We start from the raw sequence: 24,266 nt of genomic DNA on the forward strand, positions 1-24,266 counted from the left end.
CGCGGGCGGAGGGCGGAAAGTGTCAGGGATGTCAGGGGAAATCACTGACCTGCGACTTTGGGTCCTGGCGAGGCGTCAGGGATTGTCAGGGATGTCAGGGAAATTCGGCCTTTCCCTGACATCCCTGACGTGCCCTGACAGGCCGTCCGGCGGCGTTGTGGCTGGTCAGGGATTTCCCCTGACATCCCTGACGGTTACGGGGCTTCGGCCCCGTCCGTGGGGGTGCTCACGGCCGGGTGGACACGGAACGTGACAGCCGGGGTGCGGCCGCGCTGGCCGCCGGCGGAAGGCTGGTCGGTGCGGAGCCAGCCGTGCTGTTCGAGCAGAGCGAGGGCCGGTTCGATGTCGGCGACCTTCTTGAAGCGGCGGCTGCTGGCGACGGCGTCGTGGGCCTTGATGTGGGTGCGGTGGGTGCCGTCCTTCTTCGGGCGCCGGAGCCACTGGAGGAGGGCGTGGGCGTCTTCCGTGGCGGGGTCGGCGGCGATGAGGTCGAACACGGCGAGGGTGTGCGCGGTGTAGTAGTCGGCGATCTCGGCGGCCCGGTCGACGACATTGGCCTGCAGGCCGGCGCGCCAGGCGTTGCTGTCCTGGTCGCCGGCGATGTGGTCGGCGAGGTGGAGCAGGACGGCGATGCGGGCGATGTGGCCGACGAGTTTGCCGGCCCAGTCCTTGATGTGGGCGAGCGGCTGGTCGGGGCGGAGCTGGACCTCGACGCGTTCCTGCAGCTTCTCGACGGCGAGGTCGGCGGCTTGGTCCATGACGACAACCACGGGTTCGGGGAGGTCGGTCATGGCGCGGAGCAGGCGGGTCAGGTTGCGGTCGTAGGCGTTCGCGACCTTGTCGGGGATCGGGTCGGTGCGGACCTTGCGCCAGCCGAGGTTGGAGGGCGGCAGGGAGTACAAGAAGCGGGCGAGCAGGCCGCGGTCGCGGGCGCCGGGGGCGGCGCCGAGCTCCTGCAGGACGGCGGGCTGCGGGGTGACGCCGATCGTGAGCGCGGGCTTGTCGACGGTGGGCTGCTCGCGGGTGATCCGGTCGGTCTGGAGCCGCTCGCCCTTGTGGGCCTGGAGGAAGACCCCGAGGTTGGGCTTGCTGCTGTAGCGGCCGACGATGCTGTCGAACAGGTCGCCCTCGGGGGAGAGCGCGGCTAGGCACCGGTGGACACCGAGATGGTGGGTGACGGTCTCGGCGGTGATGTCCCCCGACAGCGTCAGGCGCGGGGTCGGCGGGACCACGATCTGCTCGGCGAGCATCTTCGCGGCGGAGACCTCCGCGACGAGCTGGGTCCGGTCGGCCTCCGGGTTCTTGCGCGCCTTTGCCATCAGCGCCTCGACCTCGGCCAGGGCGGCGTCCCGGGTGGTCTCGGCCTCGATGATCGCCGCCCGGGCGTCGGCCTGCAGCTCGGCCTCGACCTTGTAGACCGGGCCCATGGTGAACGCGAAGACGTCGGACTTGCGGCTGGCCGGCGGCATCGCGCAGGTCAGGTAGAGGTTCGACTGCTCGCGCCAGCCGGGCCGGATCTCCACCCCTACCCGCCCGCCGGCCGCCGTCGACAGCGCGGCCAGGGCCATGGTCGCGGCGGCGTCGGGCGGGGTCTGCGTGAACTCCGCGACCGCGTCGACGTAGGCGCCGACCCACCCGGGCAGGGCCTTCACGGGAAAGGTGGGCAGGCCGGTGTGGGAGCCGAGCGGAACGGGGTCGAGCCAGCTCTCGCCGGTGGCGAGGTCGGCGAGCGCGGCCAGGGCGGCGGCGCGCACGTCGTCCAGGTCGGCCTGGGCGTCGCCGGCGAGGTGGGCGAGGCGGCTGGTGGCGGTGTTGATGCGGCGGCGCTCGGCGGCCACGCGCACGATCTCCGCGTAGTAGTCGCCGTTCGCCGCCGTGGGTGTGGCCTCGACGCAGGTGTGCAGGTAGCCGGGCCCGCCGACCCGGGCCAGGTCGCCCTGGGTGCGCAGGACACCGGTCAGCAGCAGCGGATCCACCGGCCGGCCGCCGTCGGCCATGCGGGTGATGGTGCGCCAGATCGTCTCGTGCGCCGGGTGGTAGAACACGCCGGGGTCGCCGATCTGAGCGGCGAGCGTGGGGATCTGGGCGGGGTCGAGCAGGGCCGCGCCGATGACGGCCTGTTCGGCGGCCTTGACCTCGGCGGGTTCGGGCCGGAACGGAATCACGTTCAGAGGGCTCTCGGTCACCGCTCCCCCTCGTTGGGGAGCTGGTGGTGGTCGAGCCAGGCGAACGCGGAGGTGCTCTGGGCGCGGTTGTGGACCTCAATGGCCGCGCCCGGGACGCTGCCCGGGTGAACCCGGGCGCCGATGAGACTGGCGTACAGACGGGTGCCGTGGTGCACGCAAGCCTCGGCAGCGTCGCCGTGCTGGTCAAGGACGGTCACGGCGTCCTGCGGGCCCTGGCAGGGGCTGGCATCGCCGAGGTGGGCGGCCTCGCAGCGGGGCTGCGGCTCGGTGGCGTTTCCGGGCATGCTGGTGTCCTCTGGTCTCTGATTGGGATCGGATCCGGCCCCGCAGCAACCGCCCGTCACCCGGCAAGGTCGACGGTTGCTGCGGGGCTTTGTGTTGTGGTGGCGTCAGTAGAGGGCGCCGGGGCAGGTGTGCATGCCGATGCCCTCGGCGGCGTGGTCCCCGGCGAGTGCGATGGCAAGCTTCTGCTCCATCGCGGGGCTCCTCGTGTCGGTGAATCAGGCGGCGTTGATGCGGCTGACGATGATCGTCCGGGCGGGGTTGTCCGGGTCGGCCCGCATGACGAATCCCTCTCGGGTGGACCACTCGTCGGTGTTGTTGGCGTTGGCGTTGGCACTCTGACCTGGGCCAACGTTGGCAACGACGGGGGTCCCGGGAGGGGAGAGGAGCGGGGGGACGTCCTGGTGGTGGACGCCGGGCCCGTTGCCGTCCGGGGTGCGGACCCCCTCGCGGAACGGGACGCGGGCCTCCGAGAGGAGCGCGCGGACGGCCTTGGTGGAGCCCGTCCAGGAGGGGTGGGCGGCGCCCAGATCGGCGGCCAGCCGGGTCAGCAGAACGGAGCTGCCGGAGGCCGTCAGGGAGGCGGTCAGGGAGTGGGCCTCGACGGGGGTCGGGACGGTCGCCCGGGGGGCCTCGACGGGGCCCTCCTCGGCGGGCTCCTCCTCGACCGCGGGCACCGGCTGCTCCTGGTCCTCCTGGCCCTCGGCCGGGACGGCCTTGCCGCGGGCGGGAGCGTGGATCAGGGCGGCGATCCACCAGACCCCGAGGAGAACGCCGATCCCGGGCTGGATCCACGGGCGGGCGAGGGACCAGACCAGCGGGCCGCCGACGATCAGCAGCAGGGCCGCCCCGCCGGCGGTGTCGCCGAGCTTGCTCCGCTGCTCCTTGCGGGCGGCCTTGGCCTGCTCCAGCTCGACCTGGCGCGCCGTGACCTGCGCGGCCTCCCGGGCCTGGAGCATCGCGGCGCGCTTGACCGGGTCCGCCTCGGTCAAGAGCTTCTGGGTGAAGGCGGCCGTGGCGGCTTCGGCGGCCTGGGTGGTGATCTCGTCGCGCTTGGCCTTGAGTGCGGCGGCCTCGGCCCGGCGCTCGCGCTGGGGGGCCATCAGCTTGCGGACGAGGACGGGCGTGCCCGCGGCGAGGCCGGTGACCGGGTAGAGCAGGGTGGCGCTCAGCTTCTCGGTGGGGAAGATCTTCTCGGTCATGGCGGTCAGCCGATGAACGAGGTGATGAGCCCGCTGAGGATGCTGGCCGGGAGGGCCCAGAGTCCGCCGGCGGCGGCGAACAGGGACGGGGCGACGGCGCCGCACAGCGCGTCCTTCCACGGCTTCGGCTTGAGGCCGAACACGGCGATCGTCAGGACGGCGGCGGTGGCGCCGGTCTGCCACTCCCCGAGTGCGACGTTCCCCTGGAAAGAGCTGCTCAGCTGCTGGCCGATGCCCGCCAGCTGCTGGAACGCGGTGCCTGCGTTGGCCGACAGCAGACCGATCCCGAACGCCCAGTAGGGGATGTGCTCGTCCGCGACGTTGATCTTGTTCTTGCCACGCACGCCGACGTACAGGTACATCGTGGTGACGGTGGCGGCGCCGCCCGTGCCGAGTGCGATGAGGCTGCTCATGGTGTGTCTCCTTGGCTCAGTAGAGGGGGAGGGCGGCGAAGAGGCGGTCGGTGCCGGCGGCCACGGCCAGGCCGGAGGCGACCGGGACGCGCAGGGCGACGAGGGTCACCAGGGGCCAGGGACCCCGGACCTCGGAGACCCGCTGGCGGCCCCGGTCGCGGACCTGGAGGTCCAGGGCCCAGCCGAAGGCGGCGACCAGCAAACCGACGAAGGGCCCGCCCGGGGCGATCAGCGACACCAGGCCGGTCGCGTAGCCGCCGGTCGCGCTGATCGCAGTGAGCACGCACCAGCGGCGGAAGCGCCGGGTGCGGTCGGAGGGACCGGCGGTGCGGGCGGCGCGGCGGCGCTGGCGGCGGGCCCGGGTGCGGGCCTCGCGCCGGTCGGCGAGCTGCTGTTCGCGGTGGCGGCGGGTGCGCTGCTCGGGTGTCTCCCCGGCGGCGGCGCGCAGGGCGTCCTCCCGGGCGCGGGCCCGCTGCCGCTCCAGCTCGTGCTCGGCCTGGCGGCGGGTGGCCCGCTCCTCGGGGGTCTCAGTGATCCGCTCGGCGAGCATGTCGACCAGGCCGACGAGGTCGTCGCGGTGCTGGCCGGGCGTGAGGACCTGCTCGACGCGGTGACGCTCGGCGCGCTGCTCGGCGGTTTCGCCGGCGGCGGCGAAGAGGGCGTCGCGTTCGGTGCGCTGCTCGGCGATCAGGGTCTCGTAGTGGACCTGCTCGCGGGCCGCGCGCTGGGCCTCGGTCTCGGTCAGGAGCAGGTTCACCTGCTGCCCGACCTGCGAGGCGATCGTCGGGACCTGCTCGGACAGGATCCGGCCGACCGGGGCCCAGAACGCCTGCGCGGCGGCCTCGAAGGAAGGCCGTCCGGCGGGCTGGTCGCCGCCGAGCGGGACCGGGGTGTGCACGACGGGGCCGGACTTGCGCCACCACTCGTCGACCGTCGGCCCGGTGCCGGCTGCGGCGGGCGGGCTCTGGGGCGGGACCGTCGGCGGCGCCGACGGCATCGGCGGAACGGGCGGGGCCGACGGGGCGGAGGCAGGAGGGGCGAGGGTGACGAGCCTCTGAAGGATGTCAGCCAGGTCGTCGTCCCAGTCGCCGTTGTGAGGGGTGGTCATCGGTTCGACCCCCGGCGGATCAGCTCGCGGACGGCGATGCCGGCGATGGCGGTGTCGAGGAGGATGAGGAACAGGATCAGCAGGTAGCCCATGGAAACTCCCAGGTCAGAGAGGATGCGCGCCCCGCACACCGGAGGGTGTGCGGGGCGCGCGTCGGGGAGTGGGTCAGGAGGAGCGCCACCAGGCGCGGGGGGACTCGGCGCGGTGCCAGGCGGTGGTCGACTGGCTGGAGCGGCGGGAGTCGATCTGGCGCTGCCCGGCGCGGTCCGCCTCGCGGACGGCTTTCGCGCGCCGCTGCTGGCCGGACTTGGGCGGCTTCGGGTCGCGGCCGAACATCAGCGCTGCCTGATGCGGCCGACGAGGACGAACGGCTCGCCGTCGACCACGCACATCGCGGTGAACTCGCCGGGGCAGGCGCCGCCGCTCCTGGCGTCGGTGACGACCAGGCGCGAGCACCACGGCTCGCGGATCAGGCCGCTGACCACGTCCAGCGGCACGGGGTCGGCGACGCGGTAGGCGATGCCGTCGCGGCGGACGGTGCCGACCAGCGGCAGGGAAGTGATCGCCTTCATTTCTGCTCGCCCTCCCAGGCGGCCTTCTCGGTGAGGAAGGCGCGGTGGATCGGGTCGCCGACCGGGCACGGCTGCCCGTCCTGGCACGGCTCGCAGGAGGCGGTGTGCTCCGTGGCGGTCCGGAAGGCGGCCATGTAGGTGATGAACTGCGGGTCGGACACGGGCACGGTCACGATGCCTGCTCCTCAGCGGTCGTGGTGGGGACGGCGTGCAGGGCGGGCCGGACGGCGGGGTGTTCCTTGTAGCGGGCGGCGATCCAGCCGACGGACCAGCCGGTCAGCTCCACCGCCTGGCGCTGCGGCAGCCCGGCCTCGACGGCGGCCGTAACCACCTCGCGGGCCTGCTCCTCCGGCAGGCGCTCGGCGGCCGGGCCGGCGGACAGCAGCTCGGCGCGGGCGCGCTCGGCGGCCTCCCGCTCGTGCCGCTCACGGTCGGCCCGGGCGGCGTGCTCACGGTGCTCACGCTCGCTCGCCTCACGCTCACGACGCTCGCGGTCGGCCCGCTCGGCGGCCTGCTGCCGTGCGTGCTCCTCGCGTGCCGCGGCCTCTCGGCGGGCGGTCTCCTCGCGTTGGTCGCGGGCCATGTTCGCGTCGTGCTCACGCTGCTCATGGGCGAGCCGGGCTTCGTGTTCACGGCGCTCACGGTCGCCTCGCTCGGCGGCCTTGAAGCGCTCGATGCGGTCGGCCCGCTCCTCCTGCCGCCGGGCCTCGGCCCGCTGTTCGCGCTGCTCGCGCTCGGCCTGCTCAGCGGCCTCTCGGGTAGCCAGCGCGGCGCCGATCGCGCGCCGGTAGGCGAGGGAGGTTTCGGCCGTGACGATCAGCAGCAGCGGCGCCACCGCGTGGACTGCCACCCCGACCGGATCTCGGTCCAGGGCGGAGAGACCCACGTTGAGCAGCACCGTCATGAGGCCGGTCATCCAGCGCAGGACCACCGGCCAGCGCCCGCCGTCGCCGTTCAGGCGGGCAAGCGTGGCATCCATGCGCACCACGATCACCACCGCCGCATCCACGACGAGCGGCAGGATCGGCGCCGTCCACCCCCACCCCTTCGGCGTGTGGCCGGCCATGAGCGGGGTCACCGTGAGCACGCTGTACAGGACCGCGCCGAACGTGATCGCCCACGTTCCGGCGGTCAGCGCGCGCTCGGCCGAACGGATCTGAGCGGGACTCATCGCCGTCTTCATCGCGGCCTCCGATCCGGGCGCCGTGAGTGGCCGGTGAGCACGTCCACGGCGGCCGTGAGCACGGCGAACACGCTGGCGTTCACGCCGCCACCCGGGCAGCGCTCGCGATGCGGCGGATGGCGGCCGGCCTCCGCAGCGGCACCGGCGCCGACCGCAGCAGACGCTCGGCGAAGACGGCCAGCTCCGGGTCCTCCCGCCGCAGGTCCGCCAGCATCGAGCGTGCCGCGTCCAGCCGGGCCGCGCGCTCGATCTCGTCCTCGCCGGGCATCCCGGCGAACAGCTGCTCGTCCACGCCGAGCGCCAATTCGGCGAACTCGTCGTCGTCCGCGGCCGTCTGGCCCGCGATAATCAGCCTCATGGGCCTACCTCTTCTCTGGGGTGTGGGCCCGTGAGGGGTCGCCGCGCTCCGGCCAAGGAAGGCGCGGTGACCCCGTTCTCACAGGCCCGTCCAACGTGCGATCAACAGCACTGACCACTCGGTTGCCCGGGCGTGGCCAGCAGGTCTGCGCCCTTGAAGGCGGGCGCGGCCTCTTGATCAGGTCTCCGATCTGACAAGGCGCCGGGATGCCTCGGCCCGATCTGTCCCGGGCCCCTTCGCCCTGGGCGCGGCAGAAGGCCGGCCATTCATGGGCGCGTTCGTGCAGGTCAGAGCAGCCCAAAGAAGGCCTCTCTGTGTCACCCCTGTCTCACTCGGTGCGACACTCACAACATAGAGAACCTGCTTAGGCAGGTCAAGAGAGTTGGGTTTCTCGCGCCTGTTGGGCACCTGCCCTAGCATTGGTCCATGGCCTTGGACCCGGACGACTCGCGCCCCCCGTATCAGCAGGTCAGCAGCTCTCTGCGGGCCTCGATCCTCACCAAGAAGCCGGGCTTCGAGACCGGCGACAAGCTCCCCTCAGGCCCCGAGCTGGCGAAGCACTTCGGCGTGGCGCGCGGCACGGTGGACAAGGCGCTCGACCTGCTCCGCACCGAGGGGCTGATCGTGACCCGGCAGGGGAGCGGCTCCTTCGTGCGGGAGCGGACGTCCCGACCGGTCGGGCTGCGGCCTCACCTCGAAGCCGCCTTCGAGCAGCAGCAGGTGACCCTCGACTTCGCCGGCTTCTCCAGCGAGACGCTGCACAACGCGCTTCAGGAGCCGCTCGACAAGGTCCGCTCCGGGCGACTGGCACCGGAGTCCATCGCGGTCCGCCTGCTGCTGCCGGACACCACCGCGCCGATGGCCGTGCCGGTTCTCGTCGACGGGCTCCAGGACGAGGCCGCCCTCCGGCAGCGCGCCCGCAACATCGCCCTGACGAACGCCGGCGGCATCGCCCACTCGGTGGAGATGCTGGCCGAGCTGGGCCTCGTCCAGAAGGCGAGCGTTCAGGTCAAGGTGCACCGCGCGTCCAGCCTGTTCAAGCTGTACATCCTGAACCGGTCGGAGGCGTTCTTCGGCTTCTACCCGCTTCGCGAGCGCACTGTGGCGATCGACGACACCGACCACACCTTCTACGACGTGACCGGCAAGGACACCACCCTGTTCCACCACGCCGCCGGCCCGGACGACGCCTCGCTCGGATCGCAGTACGTCCAGCAGGCCCAGATGTGGTTCGACAGCGTGTGGAGCACGATCGCGTACGAGCGGCAGTCATGAACGCCACCCCTCAGCAACTCGCCGACGTGCTGCGGCCGGTGAAGCACGTGCTGCTCGACTTCGACGGCCCGGTGTGCTCGGTGTTTGCCGGGCTGCCAGCTGCCGAGGTGGCACGACGTCTCCGCGAGGGGCTCGTTGGAGAGCAGACTCCACTTGAGGGAGAGGTTGAGACGGACCCGCTTGCCCTGCTTCGGCTCATCGCTGATGCCAGGCCGGATATCGCAGCGCGCGTTGACGCGGCGCTGGCGGCGCTGGAGACGATGGCTATCCAGGTTGGCAAGCCGAATCCTGGCGGAGAAGCGGTTCTGTTGGCTTGCGTGCGCTCTGGCCGATCGGTCTCAGTGGTCAGCAACAATGCGGGGGTGGCGATCGAGGCCTACCTCTCCGATCGCGGGTTGAGTGGCTATGTTACTGGCGTCCATGGGCGCGTCCCCGGTGACCCGTCATCCATGAAGCCGAGCCCGCGCCTCCTCATGGAGGCCATGGAGGCTGTTGGCGCCAAGTCGGCTGATTGCGTGTTCATTGGCGATGCCGCTCGGGATGTGGAAGCCGGTAAAGCTGCGGGCGTGCCAACGATCGGCTACGCAAACAAGCCCGGGAAGGAAGCCAAGCTTGCCGCTGCCGGAGCAGCGGTCATTGTCGATTCGATGGAGGAAATCGAAGCCGCCCTGGTCTAGTGCAACCACGCAACAGTCCGGGCCGCTGATGCTGTCCGGCCCGGCCTTGGCGGCTCGTAGCTGTATGGATATTGCGTTCAAATTTGATCACGCTATTGTAATGCTACCCAGAGACTTCTGGGCCTCTGAAGCGAATTGCTTCTCGGCCTCCGTTGCTGACCGATTTGCGCTGCCTACTCGGAGGCGCATCTGATCCTCTTCGCCCTCGGTGAGAGCCCTTGACTCGCGCCGTGGCACCATTTGATCAACGTATCCCCAGTAGGCGGTGATTGCTGATACGTAGGCATCGGCCGCCTCTGCCACGCCAAAAGGGCCAGATATCTGAACCGGAGCATGCGTGCTGATCAGGTGCATCATAGCGTTGCGTGCTGCCTGGGATGCGCCAGCTACGGCGTTGGGCGCTGATGAATCGGTTGCGATAATTTGCGCCAGGTTTCGCAGATCGTCACGCGCGGTATGGGCGGCGTGTAGAAATGCCAGATACGCGGACTCCCTGCGCTCGCGAAGCCAGGTTTGATGCTCAACCTGGATGGAGTGCATGCGAGACCGGCCTTCCGCCTCGACTTGGCGTATTTGCTCTCGCTCCCGTGCGGCTTCCGTGCGCTTCTGCGACCGACTGTTGATCCAACCCGTGAGGGCTCCGCCCGCAAGTGTTCCGCCGACACCCACGATCGAAATAATGAGCGATGAGTCTGCCATGGCGAGCCATTCTGCCAGGCTTGCGCATTTACTTGAAGGCTTCGCGCGGGCTCAACGGGTGTAGAGCGGTTTGGCTAGCCGCTCGGGTAGGGCTGGGGGTCCGCAGCGTTCTCCCTGCAGCCAGTGCGGAGGCGGCATCCCGGTGCCTTGGAGCGAGCAAGATCCGGACCAGCGGCGGACCAAAGGTGGCTGCGTGAGGTAAGGCGCCGCTTCCTGCGCAGGTCGGAGGTGGTGTGATGTGAGGGCGGCCGACGGCCTGTAAATCTGCCGGCATAGCCTACGTAGGTTCGAACCCTACACCAGCCACTGGATTACCAGACCGGCCCTGAGCAGCGGAAACGCCGCTCAGGGCCGGTTCTGTTGTGTCCGCGGACGCGCCCCGGGGGCCGGCCCGCGCGGTGCCGGGGTGTCAGAAGAGCGTGGGTGCCGGAGGGTCGGGGGCGACTCCGGGGAGGGCGTCCTGCCAGGCGGTGGCCCGGGAGAGCGGGAGGGCGCGCATGCTCGCCTCGCAGAGGACGAGGGAGCGCCGGTCCCTCTTGTGGTCGTGGATGACGCCGTAGCCGGAGCGGCGCGTGGGCATCAGGGCGACCGGTCGGCCGCAGGCGGGGCACTGGACTCGGGGTGCGCGCATGGGGACAGCCTGCCCGAGGGGACCGACAGCGGCGGACGGGCGGTGGTGGTCTTGCTCACGGCACGGGCCCTCCCGCTCACGGGCCCGCGAGCAGGAGGGCGGTGGCGGCGGGGGTGTCGGGGGCGGTGTGGGTGGGGGTGGGGTGGGACGGGGGGAGCGGCGGCGGCGGGGTGGGGGTGATCCAGATGGAGCGGATGCCGGTGGCGTGGGCCCCCAGGAGGTCGGTGGCGGGGTTGTTGCCGACCATCCAGGCGTCGGGGGTGAGGGTGCGGCCGAGGCGGGCGGCGGCCAGTCGGAAGATCTCGGGGGCGGGCTTGCGGGTGCCGGCCTCCTGGGAGACGCAGACGGTGTCGACGGCGGTGAGCAGGCCGGTCCGGGCGAGTTTGGCGCGTTGGATGTCGGTGCTGCCGTTGGTGACGACGCCGATGGTCCAGCCGGCCTCGCGCAGCGCGGCGAGGGCGGCGGGGACGCCGGGGATCAGGTGGGTGCGGGCGGCCTCGCCGGCGACGTGTTCCTCCCAGAGGGTCTCGCCGGACTGCGCCAGGCCGTAGCGGGCGACGATCCGGGCGAAGCCGGCGGGGGAGCGGTCGGCCCGGAGGAGCGTGAAGACGGCGGGGGCGGCGTCGGGGGGGAGGCCGTGGGTGGCGCAGAAACCGGGGGTCCAGGCGTCCGGGCCGCCGTCGCGTTCGACCAGGGTGTGGTCGAGGTCGATGAGGAGGAGGGGCCCGGGGCCGGTGGAGCGGTCCGTGCGCGGAACGTGCTGGTTCATGTGCGGAGCGTAGCCCGGCCGGCGCTTCGGCATTATTGCGCATTACTTGCAATTGCTGGATACAGGCAGCAAAGTGTTCTCCGAGGGGTGGGGTGGGCCGTTCAGCCTCCCTGTCGAGTGGTCCCGGGCGTGCCAAGGCGCCCCGGGAGTCCTCCGTCCGAGCTGATCGTCTTCCCAACCGGCGCCCGCCGGGACAACGGCCCGCCCACCCCGCCAACCCTCCCCGTCCGCTCCCCGGCAGGCTTCGTGGCGACGCACCGGCGAGGTGTCGGCGAGCCGTCAACGAGCCGTCAAGGACGCCCGGCGGTGCGTCAGGAACGCGTAGGGAGTCCGGGGCGAGGCGCCCGGGGCCCGCAGGATCGGAGCAGTACCCGACTGCGGAGGTCCCGTCCGATGTCCAGCGCCACCACCCCGGTTGTCACCGCCGAACCCGAGCCCCCGGATACCGGCGCGGCCCCGGAGGACCGCCACCGGCTGACCGCACTGGGCGGGCTGGCGGCGCTGTCACTGGACGCGATGGCGTCGGTGGCCTACGGGCCGGAGTCGATCGTGCTGGTGCTGGCGGCGGCCGGCGCGTACGGCCTGGGTTTCACGCTCCCGGTGACGGCGGCGATCGCGGTGCTGCTGGCCGTGCTGGTGGCCTCCTACCGGCAGGTGATCGCGGCGTTCCCGGACGGCGGCGGCTCGTACGCGGTGGCCAAGGCGCACCTGGGGCGGCGGACCGCGCTGACGGCGGCGGCCTCCCTGGTCATCGACTACGTGCTGAACGTGGCGGTGTCGGTGACGGCCGGGGTGGCGGCGCTGACCTCGGCGGTGCCGGGCCTGTACGGGGACCGGGTCTGGCTCTGCCTGGGCGTGCTCGCCCTGGTGACCGCGGTGAACCTGCGGGGCATCGCGGAGTCGGCGCGCTGGTTCCTGGCGCCGACCGCGGTGTTCGTGCTGTCGATCCTGGCGATCGTCGTGGTCGGGTTTTTCCGGGACGCGCCGGCGAGTACCGAGGCCGCCGCCGGGCACGCGTCCGTGCTGGCCGGCAACGCCACCGCGGTGGGCGCGCTGCTGCTGCTCAAGGCCTTCGCGGCCGGCTGCTCGGCCCTGACCGGCGTGGAGGCGGTGGCGAACGCCGTCCCGTCCTTCCGCGCGCCGGGCGTGAAGCGCGCGCAGCGTACGGAGGTCGCGCTCGGCGCGCTGCTGGGCGTGATGCTGATCGGACTGGCCGTGCTGATCGGCCGCTTCCACCTCCAGCCGGTCGAGGGCGTCACCGTCCTCGCCCAGCTCGCCGACGCGTCGCTGGGCCACGGCGCCGGCTTCTACCTGGTGCAGTTCGCCACCGTCGTCCTGCTCGGGCTGGCCGCCAACACCTCCTTCGGCGGGCTGCCCGTCCTGCTCCACCTGCTCGCCCGGGACAACCACCTGCCGCACGTCTTCGCCCTGCGCGCCGACCGCCAGGTCCACCGCCACGGCGTGCTCTTCCTCGCCGGCGTCTCGGCGGTGCTGCTGGTCGGTTCGGGCGGCGACGTCAACAGCCTCGTCCCGCTGTTCGCGATCGGGGTGTTCGTCGGCTTCACCGTCTGCCAGGTCGGCATGGTCCGCCACTGGTTCCTGGAGAGGCCGGCGCGCTGGCGGGCCAGGGCAGCCCTGAACGGCTTCGGCGCGCTGCTCACCGGGGTGGCCGCCGTCGTCGTCACCGGCACCAAGTTCACCGAGGGCGCCTGGGGCATCTGCCTGGCCCTGCCGCTGCTGGTGGTGCTCTTCGAGGCGATCCACCGCGGCTACGCCCGGATCGGCGAGCGCCTGGAACTCGGCCGCGTCCCCGGCCCGCTCACCCCGCAGCGCAGCCTGGTCGTCGTCCCGGTCACCGCGATCACCCGCCTCACCCGCGACGCCCTCTCCGCCGCGCTCTCGCTCGGTGACGAGGTCATGGCCGTCACCGTGGTCCACGAGCCCGCCGAGGCCGAGGCGCTGCGCCGGGACTGGGAGCTCTGGCAACCGGGCGTGCCGCTGGTGGAGGTCCCGGACGACCACCGCCGGCTCGGTCCGCCGATCGCCGCCTTCGTCAACCGGCTGGCCGCCGAGCACGCCTACGACCGCCTCACCGTGCTGATCCCCGAGGTCGAGCCGGTGCGTCCCTGGCAGTGGGCGCTGCAGAACCGGCGCGGCGCCGTGATCGACCGGGCCCTGCGCCGCCACACCGACGCGGTGGTCTGCCGACTGCGGATGCGGATGTAGGGGGCGGGAGGGGGTGGGGCGAGGCGGGGTCGGATGCGAGGCGACTGGTGAAATAGACGTCTATGTCGTAAATGTCCTATCCGATCGTCATATCTTGACGATGTCTTAACGGGCCCCCTTAACGCCCCCGAAACGCCCCCCACTCGCCCGGCACGCGCCCCACATAGCGGCTTCCACCTGCGGGAACACCCCTCCCAATGGGCGCGTCGGGCCCTCGTGGCACTCCGCCCGGGCCCATTGCCGGCCCGTGCCAGGCCCTTACGCTCGCCCATGTGTTCAACGTGCCCCAGGCGCTCAAGCGCCTAGTGATCGGCAGAGCCATGCGCAGCGAGGAGCTGGGCGAGACGCTGCTCCCCAAGCGGCTGGCGCTGCCGATCTTCGCTTCCGACCCGCTCTCCTCGGTCGCCTACGCGACCCAGGAGATCCTGCTGGTGCTCACCGTCGGTGGCACCGCCTTCCTGTACCTGACCCCGTGGGTCGCGGCCGGCGTGGTCGCCCTGATGGCGGTCGTGGTGATGTCCTACCGCCAGGTCGTGCACGCCTACCCGAGCGGCGGCGGCTCGTACGAGGTGGTGTCCCGCAACCTGGGCGCCAACTCGGGCCTGGTGGTGGCGGCTTCGCTGCTGGTCGACTACGTGATGACGGTCGCGGTGTCGGTGGCCTCGGGCGTCGACAACATCATCTCGGCGCTGCCCTCGCTGGCCGACCACCGGGTCGAGCTGGCGGTCGGCTTCGTCGTGCTGCTCGCGGCGATGAACCTGCGCGGGGTGCGGGAGTCCGGCAAGGCCTTCGCCGCGCCGACGTACCTGTTCATCGGCGGGATGCTGCTGATGGTGGTCACCGGCCTGATCAAGGCGGCCTTCGGGGACACCCCGGTGGCGGCCAGCGCCTCGTACGGGATCCTGCCGGTGGACGGCAAGGACACCCTCGCCGGCCTCGGACTGCTGATGCTGGGCCTGCGGGCCTTCGCCTCCGGCTGCACGGCGCTGACCGGCGTGGAGGCGATCTCCAACGGCGTACCGGCCTTCCGGGCCCCCAAGTCGAAGAACGCCGCCGCGACGATGGCCGTGATGGGCACCACGGCCGTGGTCATGTTCGTCGGCATCACCGCGCTGGCGCTGATGTCCAAGGTCCACATCACCGACGACGCCTGCGCGCTGACCGGCTTCCCCGGGGACTGCCACACCGCGCCGCAGCAGACCGTGATCGCCCAGCTGGCGGCCGCGATCTTCGGCGGGGACCAGAGCATCCTCTTCTACTTCATCCAGGCCGTCACCGCGCTGGTGCTGATCCTGGCGGCCAACACCGCCTTCAACGGCTTCCCGCTGCTGGCCTCGATCCTGGCCGAGCACCGCTACCTGCCGCGGCAGATGCACACCCGCGGCGACCGCCTCGCCTTCTCCAACGGCATCATCGCGCTCGCGGTGGTGGCCGGCGGGCTGCTCTGGCTGTACGACGCGGACGTCACCAGCCTGATCCACCTCTACATCCTGGGCGTCTTCACCTCCTTCACGCTCTCCCAGATCGGCATGGTGAAGCACTGGAACCGCGTGCTGCGCACCGAGACCGATCCGGCCGTGCGCGGCTCGGCCCAGCGGTCGCGGGTGATCAACGCCTTCGGCGCGGTCACCACGGCGCTGGTGCTGGTCATCGTGCTGCTCACCAAGTTCACCCAGGGCGCCTGGCTGGCCGTGGTCGCGGCGGTCGTGCTCTGGGTGATGATGCGGGGCATCCGCCGGCACTACGACAGCGTCGCCGAGGAACTGGCGGTGGACGACCCGCACGCGGACTCGGTGCCGCCCTCCAAGGTGCACGGGATCGTGCTGGTCTCCAAGCTGCACAAGCCCACGCTGCGGGCGCTCGGCTACGCCCAGGCGTTCCGGCCGGACTCGCTGGAGGCGCTGACCGTGGCGGTCGAGCAGGAGGCCACCGGCGAGTTGGAGCGGCAGTGGCAGGAGCTGGACGTCCAGGTGCCGTTGAAGGTGCTGGACTCGCCGTACCGGGAGATCACCAAGCCGGTGGTGGCGTACGTGCGCGAGTACCGCCGGACCAGCCCCCGGGACGTGGTGGCCGTGTTCATCCCCGAGTACGTGGTCGGGCACTGGTGGGAGCACCTGCTGCACAACCAGTCGGCGCTCTGGCTGAAGAGCAGGCTGCTGTTCACCTCGGGCGTGATGGTGATCAGCGTGCCGTGGCAGCTCACCTCCTCCAACAAGGCGTACCACCCCTCCCGCCGGGCCCCCGGCGCGGTGCGCCGCGGTGAGCCGGCGGCGCGGTCGGAGTACGAGAAGCTGCCGGCGCCCGAGAACGCCTGAGACCTCGCCGCCGAGAGCCCCGGACCGCACGGTCCGGGGCTCTCGGCGTACCCGGCGAGCGGTCGCGGGCGCCGCCCCGGGGCCGTCCGCGACCCGCCCCGGGGCCGTCCGCGACCCGCCCCGCAGGCCGTCCGCGACCGGCCCGCCGGCCACCCCGCCGAGCCGCCGTATGGAGCCCGTCAACAATCGAACGGGCGCCGTATGGAGGCCGTCAAGAACGGCGGTAACGGTCCGTAGGGGCGGTTGGCTGGCCTAGCCGGCCCGCCGCCGGTGCCGCGTCGACCGCCCGCAGGGCCTGGCCGCGGCCACCCCCGAACCACTGTGGTGGAGCCCATGTCCGATCTCATCTACGTCGGTGTCACGGTCGCCGTGTTCGCCGTCATCGCCCTGATCGCGCGGGGGGTGGAGAAGCTGTGAGCGCGGAGAACATCGCAGGTCTCATCGTGGCCGTCGCCCTCGTCGGCTACCTCGTCGTCGCGCTGATCTACCCGGAGAAGTTCTGACATGAGCTCCACTCTCGCGGGCTGGTTGCAGGTCATCGCCCTGGTGGGCGCCCTGGCCCTGTGCTACCGGCCGCTGGGCGACCACATCGCCCGCATCCTGACCACCTCCAAGCACCTGAGAGCCGAGCGCGGCCTGTACAAGGTCATCGGTGTGGACGGTGACGCCGACCAGCGCTGGCCGGTCTACCTGCGCTCGGTGCTGGCGTTCTCGGCCGTCTCCGTGCTCTTCCTCTACGGCCTGATCCGGCTCCAGGGCCACCTGCTGCTGAGCCTCGGGGTCCCGCAGATGTCGGGGCACCAGGCGTGGAACACCGCGATCTCGTTCACCGCCAACACCAACTGGCAGTCCTACAGCGGCGAGTCCGCGATGGGTCACCTGGCGCAGATGGCGGGTCTGGCGGTGCAGAACTTCGTCTCCGCTGCGGTGGGCATCGCCGTCGTGGCGGCGCTGATCCGGGGCTTCACCCGCAACCGGACGGACCGGGTGGGCAACTTCTGGGTCGACCTGACCCGGATCACCCTGCGGCTGCTGCTGCCGATCTCGATCGTGTTCGCCCTGGTCCTGGTGGCGAACGGCGTGGTGCAGAACTTCCACGGCTTCCACGAGGTGGCCACCCTGGCGGGCGACCCGCAGGCGATCCCGGGCGGGCCGGTGGCCTCGCAGGAGGTCATCAAGCTGCTGGGCACCAACGGCGGCGGCTTCTTCAACGCCAACTCGGCGCACCCGTTCGAGAACCCCACCGGGTTCACCAACCTGCTGCAGGTCTTCCTGATCCTGCTGATCCCGTTCGCGCTGCCGCGCGCCTTCGGCAAGATGGTGGGCGACAACCGGCAGGGCTACGCGATCGTCGCGGTGATGGGCCTGTTCTGGGTGGCCTCGGTCGCGCTGATCACCTTCTTCGAGTCGCGGCACTCCGGTGCGGCGATGCAGGCGGCCGGCGGCGCGATGGAGGGCAAGGAGCAGCGGTTCGGCATCGCGGCGTCCAGCCTGTTCGCGGCGTCGACGACGCTGACGTCGACGGGCGCGGTGAACTCCTTCCACGACTCGTACTCGCCGTTCGGCGGCGGGCTGACGATGTTCAACATGATGCTGGGCGAGATCGCGCCCGGCGGCACCGGTTCGGGCCTGTACGGGATGCTGGTCCTGGCGATCGTCGCGGTCTTCGTGGCCGGTCTGATGGTCGGCCGCACGCCGGAGTACCTGGGCAAGAAGCTGGGCGGGCGGGAGATGAAGTTCGCCTCCCTCTACATCCTGACCACGCCGACGATCGTGCTGGTCGGTACGGGCGTCGCGATGGCGCTGCCCGGCGAGCGGGCCGGGATGCTCAACTCCGGTGCGCACGGCTTCTCCGAGGTGCTCTACGCGTTCACCTCGGGCGCGAACAACAACGGTTCGGCGTTCGCGGGGATCACGGTGAACACCGACTGGTACGACACCGCGATCGGCCTGGCGATGGTGTTCGGGCGGTTCCTGCCGATGGTCTTCGTCCTGGCACTGGCCGGCGCGCTCGCGCAGCAGCAGCCCGTCCCCGCCACCCCGGGCACCCTGCCCACCCACAAGCCGCTGTTCGTGGGCCTGCTGTCGGGCGTCGTCCTGATCGTCGTCGGCCTCACCTACTTCCCGGCCCTGGCTCTCGGGCCGATCGCGGAAGGTCTCTCCTGATGTCGTCCACCCTTACCGACAAGCCGGCCACGCAGCCGGAGGCGCCCGCCGCGGCGCCGCACAGAGTCTCCGGCGGCCTGCTGGACCCGAAGCTGATCGTCTCCTCGCTGCCCGACGCGGTGAAGAAGCTCGATCCCCGGGTGATGGTCAAGAACCCGGTGATGTTCGTGGTCGAGGTCGGCTCGGTGGTCACCACCGTCGCCGCGATCGCCGATCCGTCGGTGTTCGCCTGGTCGATCACGGTCTGGCTCTGGCTGACCACGATCTTCGCCAACCTGGCCGAGGCGGTGGCGGAGGGCCGCGGCAAGGCGCAGGCGGACACCCTGCGCAAGACCAAGACCGACACGATGGCCCGCCGCCTCACCGACTGGCCGAGGAGCCGCGCCGAGGAGGAGGTGTCCGGCACCGCCCTCCGACTGGGCGACCACGTGGTGGTCGAGGCCGGGCAGATCATCCCCGGCGACGGTGACGTCGTCGAGGGCGTCGCCTCGGTGGACGAGTCGGCGATCACGGGCGAGTCCGCGCCGGTGATCCGCGAGTCGGGCGGCGACCGCTCGGCCGTGACCGGTGGCACCAAGGTGCTCTCCGACCGGATCGTGGTGAAGATCGCCTCGGAGCCCGGCAAGTCCTTCATCGACCGGATGATCGCCCTGGTCGAGGGCGCGGCCCGGCAGAAGACGCCGAACGAGATCGCGCTGAACATCCTGCTGGCCTCGCTGACGATCGTCTTCCTGATCGCGGTCGTCACGCTCCAGCCGATGGCCACCTACGCGGGCGCGCCGCAGTCGATGATCGTGCTGGTCGCCCTGATCGTGGCGCTCATCCCGACCACCATCGGCGCGCTGCTGTCGGCGATCGGCATCGCGGGCATGGACCGGCTGGTCCAGCGCAACGTGCTGGCGATGTCCGGCCGGGCCGTCGAGGCGGCGGGCGACGTCAACACCCTGCTGCTCGACAAGACCGGCACCATCACCCTCGGCAACCGCCAGGCCGCCGAGTTCCAGCCGGCTCCCGGTGTGAGCCAGGAAGAGCTGGCCAGTGCGGCGCAGCTGTCGTCGCTGGCGGACGAGACGCCGGAGGGCCGCTCGATCGTCGTGCTCGCCAAGACCGAGTACGGTCTGCGGGCGCGCGCCCAGGGCGAGTTGACGCACGCCACCTGGGTGCCGTTCACCGCGCAGACCCGGATGTCCGGCGTCGACCTGGACGAGGCCGACGGTGTGCACCAGGTCCGCAAGGGCGCGGCCGCCGCCGTCTCCAACTGGGTGACGGAGCAGGGTGGTTCGGTCGGTTCGGAGGTGTCGGCGCTGGTCGACGGCATCTCCGCCGCCGGTGGCACCCCGCTGGTGGTGGCGACCAAGGCGGGCACGGCTCCGGCCAAGGTCCTGGGTGTCATCCACCTCAAGGACGTGGTCAAGGAGGGCATGCGGGAGCGGTTCGACGAGCTGCGCCGGATGGGCATCAGGACCATCATGATCACGGGTGACAACCCGCTGACCGCCAGGGCGATCGCGGAGGAGGCGGGCGTGGACGACTTCCTCGCCGAGGCCACCCCCGAGGACAAGATGGCCCTGATCAAGAAGGAGCAGGCCGGCGGCAAGCTGGTCGCGATGACCGGCGACGGCACCAACGACGCCCCCGCCCTCGCGCAGGCCGACGTCGGTGTCGCGATGAACACCGGGACCATGGCGGCCAAGGAGGCCGGCAACATGGTCGACCTGGACTCCAACCCCACCAAGCTGATCGAGATCGTCGAGATCGGCAAGCAGCTCCTGATCACCCGCGGCGCGCTGACCACCTTCTCGATCGCCAACGACGTCGCGAAGTACTTCGCGATCATCCCGGCGATGTTCGCGGCGGTCTACCCGGGCCTGGACAAGCTCAACATCATGGGCCTGCACAGCCCGCAGTCCGCGATCACCTCGGCGATCGTCTTCAACGCCCTGGTCATCGTCGGCCTGATCCCGCTCGCCCTGCGCGGTGTCAAGTACCGTCCGTCCGACGCCAGTTCGCTGCTGCGTCGCAACCTCGGGCTGTACGGCTTCGGTGGGCTGGTGGTCCCGTTCGTCGGGATCAAGCTGATCGACCTCGTCGTCCAGTTCATCCCCGGCCTGAGCTGAGAGAGGAGAACCCAGATGTCCAAGCCCCTGCCCACCACCGTGCGCACGCACTTCACCGCACTGCGGATGCTGCTGGTGATGACGGTGATCCTCGGCCTTGCCTACCCGCTGCTGATCGCCGGCATCGGCCAGGTCGCCTTCGGTGACAAGGCCAACGGCTCGATCGTGAAGACCGCCGACGGCAAGGAGGTCGGCTCCAGCCTGCTGGGACAGAACTACGACCTGCCCAAGCAGAACCCGGACGACGCCGAGGAGGCCGCCGTCCCGGACCCGAAGTGGTTCCAGCCCCGGCCCTCCGCCGGGGGCCACGACCCGCAGAGCTCCGGCGCCTCCAACCAGGGCCCCAACAGCGAGGACCTGGCCACGGCGATCGAGGAGCGGCGCAAGGCCGTCGCCGCGTTCGACGGTGTCGACCCGGCGAGCGTGCCGGTGGACGCGGTCACCGCCTCCGGCTCCGGCCTCGACCCGCACATCTCCGTGGCCTACGCCAAGGGGCAGGTCGACCGGGTCGCCAAGGCCCGCGGCAACGTCTCGGCCGAGACGTTGAACAAGCTGGTCGAGAAGTACACCGAGAGCCGCTCGCTCGGCTTCCTCGGTCAGCAGGGCGTCAACGTCGTCCTCCTCAACACCGCACTGGCGCAGCAGAAGTGACGGCCGGTCGGCTGGATCCGTGAGACAGGCCGACCCGGGCCGGGGCACCACCCCGCGCCCGGGTCGGCCGCCGTACGTCCCGACCCTCGTACGAAGACGAAAGAGCAGCGCCCATGGCCCGCGACCTCACCCCCGGCACCGGCCCCCGCCGTGGCCGGCTGAGGGTGTACCTCGGTTCCGCCCCCGGTGTCGGCAAGACCTACCGGATGCTGGACGAGGCCCAGCGCAGACGGGCCCGTGGTGCGGACGTCGTGGTCGGCTACATCGAGTGCCACGGGCGCAGGTACACCGAGGGCCTGGTGGACGGGCTGGAGGTGCTGCCACGGGTCGGACGGACCTACCGGGACGCCGAGTTCGAGGAGATGGACCTCGACGCGGTGCTGCGGCGAAGGCCCACGGTGGTCCTGGTGGACGAGCTCGCGCACACCAACGTCCCCGGCGGCCGGCACGCCAAGCGCTGGCAGGACGTCGAGGAACTGCTCGACGCCGGGATCGACGTCGTCACCACCGTCAACATCCAGCACCTGGAATCGCTGAACGACGTCGTCCAGAAGATCACCGGCATCCCGCAGCGCGAGACCGTCCCGGACGAGGTGGTCCGCCGGGCCGACCAGATCGAACTCGTCGACATGGCCCCCCAGGCGCTGCGCCGCCGGATGGCCCACGGCAACGTCTACAGGGCGGAGAAGGTGGACGCCGCGCTCTCCAACTACTTCCGGGTCGGCAACCTCACGGCCCTGCGCGAGCTCGCCCTGCTCTGGGTGGCCGGGCGGGTCGACGAGGGGCTGCGCGACTACCGGGCCAGCCACAACATCGACCGCGTCTGGGAGACCCGCGAGCGGGTGGTGGTGGCCCTCACCGGCGGCCCGGAGGGCGAGACGCTGATTCGCCGCGCCGCCCGGATCTCCGACCGCACCGCCGGCGGCGACCTGCTCGCCGTGCACGTCACCCGCAGCGACGGTCTGGCCGGCGCCTCCTCCGGCGCGCTCGCCCAGCAGCGGCAGCTGGTGGAGGCGCTGGGCGGCAGCTACCACGTGGTGGTCGGCGACGACATCCCCACCGCGCTGCTGGCCTTCGCCCGGGCCCACGACGCCACGCAGTTGGTGCTGGGCACCAGCCGGCGCGGCCGGATCACCCGGCTCCTCACCGGCCCCGGCATCGGCGAGACCACCGTGGACGCCTCCGAGGACATCGACGTCCACATGGTCACCCACGAGTTCACCGGCCGGGGCCGGCTGCCCTCGCTCGGCCGCCGCCACTCCAAGCGCCGCACCGTCGCCGGCTTCCTCGCCGGGATCGTCGTGCCCTGGCTGCTGACGGTCGCCCTCTCGCAGGCCCACGACACCGTCAACCTCACCACCGACGCCCTGATCTTCCAGCTCGGCGTGGTCGTCGTCGCCCTGCTCGGCGGCGCCACCTCGGCCCTGCTGGCCTCCCTCGTCGCCTCGTTGCTGCTGAACTACTTCTTCATCCCGCCCGTCCACACCCTGACCATCGGCGAGACCAACAACATCGTCGCCCTGGTGGTGTTCGCCGCCGTCGCCCTCACCGTCTCCACCGTGGTCGACCACGCGAGCCGGCTCACCACCCGGGCCGCCCGGGCCACCGCCGAGGCCGAGACCCTGTCCACGCTCGCCGGCAGCGTGCTGCGCACGCCGAACATGAGCGGCTCCGCCGCGGGCTCCGCCCTGCCCGCCCTGCTGGAGAAGTCCCGGACGGCCTTCGGCATGGACTCCGTCGCCCTGCTGGAACGCACCGGCGGCGCGGTGCTGGCCCGCTGCGACGGCGAGGGCGACCCCGCCGGGCCGGGCGAGACCACCGAGATCCCGGTCGGCGCCGACGCCCTGCTGACGCTCACCGGCCGCCGGCTGCCCGCCGCCGACCAGCGGGTGCTCACCGCCTTCGCCGCCCACGTCGCCGCCGCCCTGGAGCGCGACCGGCTCGCCGTGGTCGCCGCCGAGGTCGAACCGATCAAGGCCGCCGACCGGATGCGCACCGCCCTGCTCGCCGCCGTCAGCCACGACCTGCGCACCCCGCTGGCCGCCGCCCTGGCCTCGATCGGCTCGCTGCGCAGCCCCGACGTCGAGTTCTCCGCCGAGGACCAGGCCGAACTCCTGGCCACCGCCGACGAGTCCCTGGTCAAGCTCACCCGTCTGGTGGACAACCTGCTCGACATGAGCCGCCTCCAGGCCGGGGCCCTCACCCTCCACCTCGCCGAGACCCACCTGGACGAGATCCTGCCCCGGGCCCTGGACACTCTGCCCGACCCGTACGCGCCGGTGCAGTCGCTCGACCTGACGTTCGACATCGAGGAGGGCGTCCCCGCCGTCCTGGTGGATCCGCCGCTGCTGGAACGCGTGCTGGCCAACGTCATCGCCAACGCCCTGCGCCACAACGCCCCCGGCGCCCCCGTCCTGGTCACCGCCAGCCACTACCGGGACCAGGTCGAGATCCGCGTCATCGACCGCGGCCCCGGCATCGCCCCCGAGGACCGCGACCGCGTCTTCCTGCCCTTCCAACGCCTCGGCGACACCGACAACACCACCGGCGTCGGCCTGGGCCTCGCGCTCTCCCGCGGCCTCACCGAGGCCATGGGCGGCAGCCTGGAGGTCGAGGACACCCCCGGCGGCGGCACCACCATGCTGCTCACCCTGCCCGCCGCCCACCCGGGAGGAGTGCCCGCGTGAGCGAGATCCTGATCGTCGACGACGAACCGGCGCTGCTGCGCACCCTGCGGATCAACCTGAGCGCCCGCCAGTACGCCGTCCGGACGGCCGCCAGCGGCGGCGAGGCGCTGGACCGGGCCGCCCGCACCTCGCCCGACGCCGTCCTGCTCGACCTGGGCCTGCCCGATCTGGACGGCATGGACGTCATCCGGGGCCTGCGCAGCCGCAGCGCCGTGCCGATCATCGTGCTCTCCGGCCGCACCGGCGCCGCCGACAAGGTGGGTGCCCTGGACGCCGGCGCCGACGACTACCTCACCAAGCCCTTCCTGATGGAGGAGCTGCTGGCCCGGCTGCGCGCCGTCCTGCGCCGGCCGCCGGGCGGCCCCGCCCCGGCCGCGCCGGTGATCGGCGAGCACACCGTGGACATCACCGCCACCACCGTCACCGGCCCGGACGGCCCGGTCCGGCTCACCCCCACCGAGTGGCGCATCCTCACCCTGCTGCTCGCCAACCCCGGCCGGCTGGTGCCCGGGCGGCAGATCCTGCGCGAGGTCTGGGGCCCCGCGCAGGAGGAGCGCGGCAACTACCTGCGGGTCTACCTGGCCGGGTTGCGCCGCAAGCTGGAACGCGATCCGGCCCGGCCGCGCCATCTGATCACCGAACCCGGGATCGGCTACCGGTACGAGCCCTGACGCCCCGCCCCGCCGGGCCGCGGTCCGCGTCAACGAGCCGTCAAGGGCGGGCCGTCGGGCGACAGGAGGGCGTCAAGG

The 24,266-nt window shown here is 71.7% G+C and carries 23 protein-coding genes; 10 read left to right on the forward strand and 13 right to left on the reverse strand.

Annotated elements, in window-relative coordinates:
• Positions 1–194: 194 nt before the first annotated feature.
• The 10 genes from ACFVYI_RS08015 to ACFVYI_RS08060 form a co-directional block, all read right to left on the reverse strand.
• Positions 195–2,186, reverse strand: coding sequence for a DUF3987 domain-containing protein (locus ACFVYI_RS08015; protein WP_387882290.1), 1,992 nt, complete (start codon positions 2,184–2,186; stop codon positions 195–197).
• The gene (locus tag ACFVYI_RS08020) at positions 2,183–2,470 is read right to left on the reverse strand and encodes a hypothetical protein (protein WP_387882291.1); all 288 of its coding nucleotides are present in this window, start codon (positions 2,468–2,470) and stop codon (positions 2,183–2,185) included. Before ACFVYI_RS08020 ends, ACFVYI_RS08015 begins: the two co-directional genes overlap by 4 nt.
• A 216-nt stretch (positions 2,471–2,686) precedes the next feature.
• Positions 2,687–3,670, reverse strand: coding sequence for a hypothetical protein (locus tag ACFVYI_RS08025; RefSeq protein ID WP_387882292.1), 984 nt, complete (start codon positions 3,668–3,670; stop codon positions 2,687–2,689).
• Positions 3,671–3,675: 5 nt separating this feature from the next.
• The gene (locus ACFVYI_RS08030; protein ID WP_387882293.1) at positions 3,676–4,083 is read right to left on the reverse strand and encodes a hypothetical protein; all 408 of its coding nucleotides are present in this window, start codon (positions 4,081–4,083) and stop codon (positions 3,676–3,678) included.
• A 16-nt stretch (positions 4,084–4,099) separates the two neighbouring features.
• Positions 4,100–5,191: a hypothetical protein gene (locus ACFVYI_RS08035; protein ID WP_387882294.1), complete on the reverse strand. Its 1,092-nt coding sequence runs from the start codon at positions 5,189–5,191 to the stop codon at positions 4,100–4,102.
• Between the two features lie 165 nt (positions 5,192–5,356).
• Entirely contained in the window at positions 5,357–5,527 is a 171-nt protein-coding gene (locus tag ACFVYI_RS08040; RefSeq protein WP_387882295.1) for a hypothetical protein, read from the reverse strand.
• On the reverse strand, positions 5,527–5,763 hold the full coding sequence (locus tag ACFVYI_RS08045) for a hypothetical protein (RefSeq protein WP_387882296.1): 237 nt from the start codon (positions 5,761–5,763) through the stop codon (positions 5,527–5,529). Before ACFVYI_RS08045 ends, ACFVYI_RS08040 begins: the two co-directional genes overlap by 1 nt.
• The gene (locus ACFVYI_RS08050; protein WP_387882297.1) at positions 5,760–5,936 is read right to left on the reverse strand and encodes a hypothetical protein; all 177 of its coding nucleotides are present in this window, start codon (positions 5,934–5,936) and stop codon (positions 5,760–5,762) included. The genes ACFVYI_RS08045 and ACFVYI_RS08050 overlap by 4 nt, the downstream gene beginning before the upstream one ends.
• The gene (locus ACFVYI_RS08055; RefSeq protein ID WP_387882298.1) at positions 5,933–6,934 is read right to left on the reverse strand and encodes a DUF2637 domain-containing protein; all 1,002 of its coding nucleotides are present in this window, start codon (positions 6,932–6,934) and stop codon (positions 5,933–5,935) included. Before ACFVYI_RS08055 ends, ACFVYI_RS08050 begins: the two co-directional genes overlap by 4 nt.
• Positions 6,935–7,025: 91 nt before the next feature.
• On the reverse strand, positions 7,026–7,304 hold the full coding sequence (locus ACFVYI_RS08060) for a hypothetical protein (RefSeq protein ID WP_387882299.1): 279 nt from the start codon (positions 7,302–7,304) through the stop codon (positions 7,026–7,028).
• 426 nt (positions 7,305–7,730) lie between these two features.
• On the opposite strand from ACFVYI_RS08060, the gene ACFVYI_RS08065 reads away from it, so the two are divergent.
• Positions 7,731–8,579, forward strand: a complete 849-nt coding sequence (locus ACFVYI_RS08065) for a GntR family transcriptional regulator (RefSeq protein WP_387882300.1) — start codon at positions 7,731–7,733, stop codon at positions 8,577–8,579.
• Positions 8,576–9,256, forward strand: coding sequence for an HAD family hydrolase (locus tag ACFVYI_RS08070; protein WP_387882301.1), 681 nt, complete (start codon positions 8,576–8,578; stop codon positions 9,254–9,256). Before ACFVYI_RS08065 ends, ACFVYI_RS08070 begins: the two co-directional genes overlap by 4 nt.
• Positions 9,257–9,343: 87 nt before the next feature.
• On the opposite strand, the gene ACFVYI_RS08075 is transcribed toward ACFVYI_RS08070, so the two are convergent.
• The 3 genes from ACFVYI_RS08075 to ACFVYI_RS08085 all read right to left on the reverse strand — a co-directional run bounded on the left by ACFVYI_RS08075 (position 9,344) and on the right by ACFVYI_RS08085 (position 11,355).
• Positions 9,344–9,955: a hypothetical protein gene (locus tag ACFVYI_RS08075; protein ID WP_387882302.1), complete on the reverse strand. Its 612-nt coding sequence runs from the start codon at positions 9,953–9,955 to the stop codon at positions 9,344–9,346.
• 409 nt (positions 9,956–10,364) lie between these two features.
• Complete coding sequence (locus tag ACFVYI_RS08080; RefSeq protein WP_387882303.1) at positions 10,365–10,586, reverse strand: hypothetical protein; 222 nt, start codon at positions 10,584–10,586, stop codon at positions 10,365–10,367.
• 76 nt (positions 10,587–10,662) lie between these two features.
• A complete protein-coding gene (locus ACFVYI_RS08085; protein ID WP_387882304.1) occupies positions 10,663–11,355 on the reverse strand; it encodes an HAD family hydrolase in 693 nt (230 codons plus the stop codon).
• Positions 11,356–11,748: 393 nt separating this feature from the next.
• Between ACFVYI_RS08085 and ACFVYI_RS08090 the strand changes: the two genes are divergently transcribed.
• From ACFVYI_RS08090 to ACFVYI_RS08125, 8 genes are all read left to right on the forward strand, one after another.
• The gene (locus ACFVYI_RS08090) at positions 11,749–13,581 is read left to right on the forward strand and encodes an APC family permease (protein ID WP_387882305.1); all 1,833 of its coding nucleotides are present in this window, start codon (positions 11,749–11,751) and stop codon (positions 13,579–13,581) included.
• A gap of 320 nt (positions 13,582–13,901) precedes the next feature.
• Positions 13,902–15,896, forward strand: a complete 1,995-nt coding sequence (locus ACFVYI_RS08095; protein WP_387882352.1) for an APC family permease — start codon at positions 13,902–13,904, stop codon at positions 15,894–15,896.
• A 413-nt stretch (positions 15,897–16,309) separates the two neighbouring features.
• Positions 16,310–16,399, forward strand: coding sequence for a K(+)-transporting ATPase subunit F (gene kdpF, locus ACFVYI_RS08100; RefSeq protein ID WP_097237446.1), 90 nt, complete (start codon positions 16,310–16,312; stop codon positions 16,397–16,399).
• A gap of 1 nt (position 16,400) precedes the next feature.
• Entirely contained in the window at positions 16,401–18,062 is a 1,662-nt protein-coding gene (kdpA, locus tag ACFVYI_RS08105) for a potassium-transporting ATPase subunit KdpA (RefSeq protein WP_387882306.1), read from the forward strand.
• Entirely contained in the window at positions 18,062–20,179 is a 2,118-nt protein-coding gene (gene kdpB, locus ACFVYI_RS08110) for a potassium-transporting ATPase subunit KdpB (protein WP_387882307.1), read from the forward strand. Before kdpA ends, kdpB begins: the two co-directional genes overlap by 1 nt.
• A 15-nt stretch (positions 20,180–20,194) precedes the next feature.
• A complete protein-coding gene (gene kdpC, locus ACFVYI_RS08115) occupies positions 20,195–20,830 on the forward strand; it encodes a potassium-transporting ATPase subunit KdpC (RefSeq protein WP_387882308.1) in 636 nt (211 codons plus the stop codon).
• A gap of 113 nt (positions 20,831–20,943) precedes the next feature.
• Complete coding sequence (locus tag ACFVYI_RS08120; RefSeq protein ID WP_387882309.1) at positions 20,944–23,517, forward strand: ATP-binding protein; 2,574 nt, start codon at positions 20,944–20,946, stop codon at positions 23,515–23,517.
• A complete protein-coding gene (locus ACFVYI_RS08125; RefSeq protein WP_387882310.1) occupies positions 23,514–24,188 on the forward strand; it encodes a response regulator in 675 nt (224 codons plus the stop codon). Before ACFVYI_RS08120 ends, ACFVYI_RS08125 begins: the two co-directional genes overlap by 4 nt.
• Positions 24,189–24,266 lie beyond the last annotated feature (78 nt).

Origin of the sequence: Kitasatospora sp. NPDC058218 (genome assembly GCF_042882445.1) — a bacterium.
Lineage (GTDB): Bacteria > Actinomycetota > Actinomycetes > Streptomycetales > Streptomycetaceae > Kitasatospora.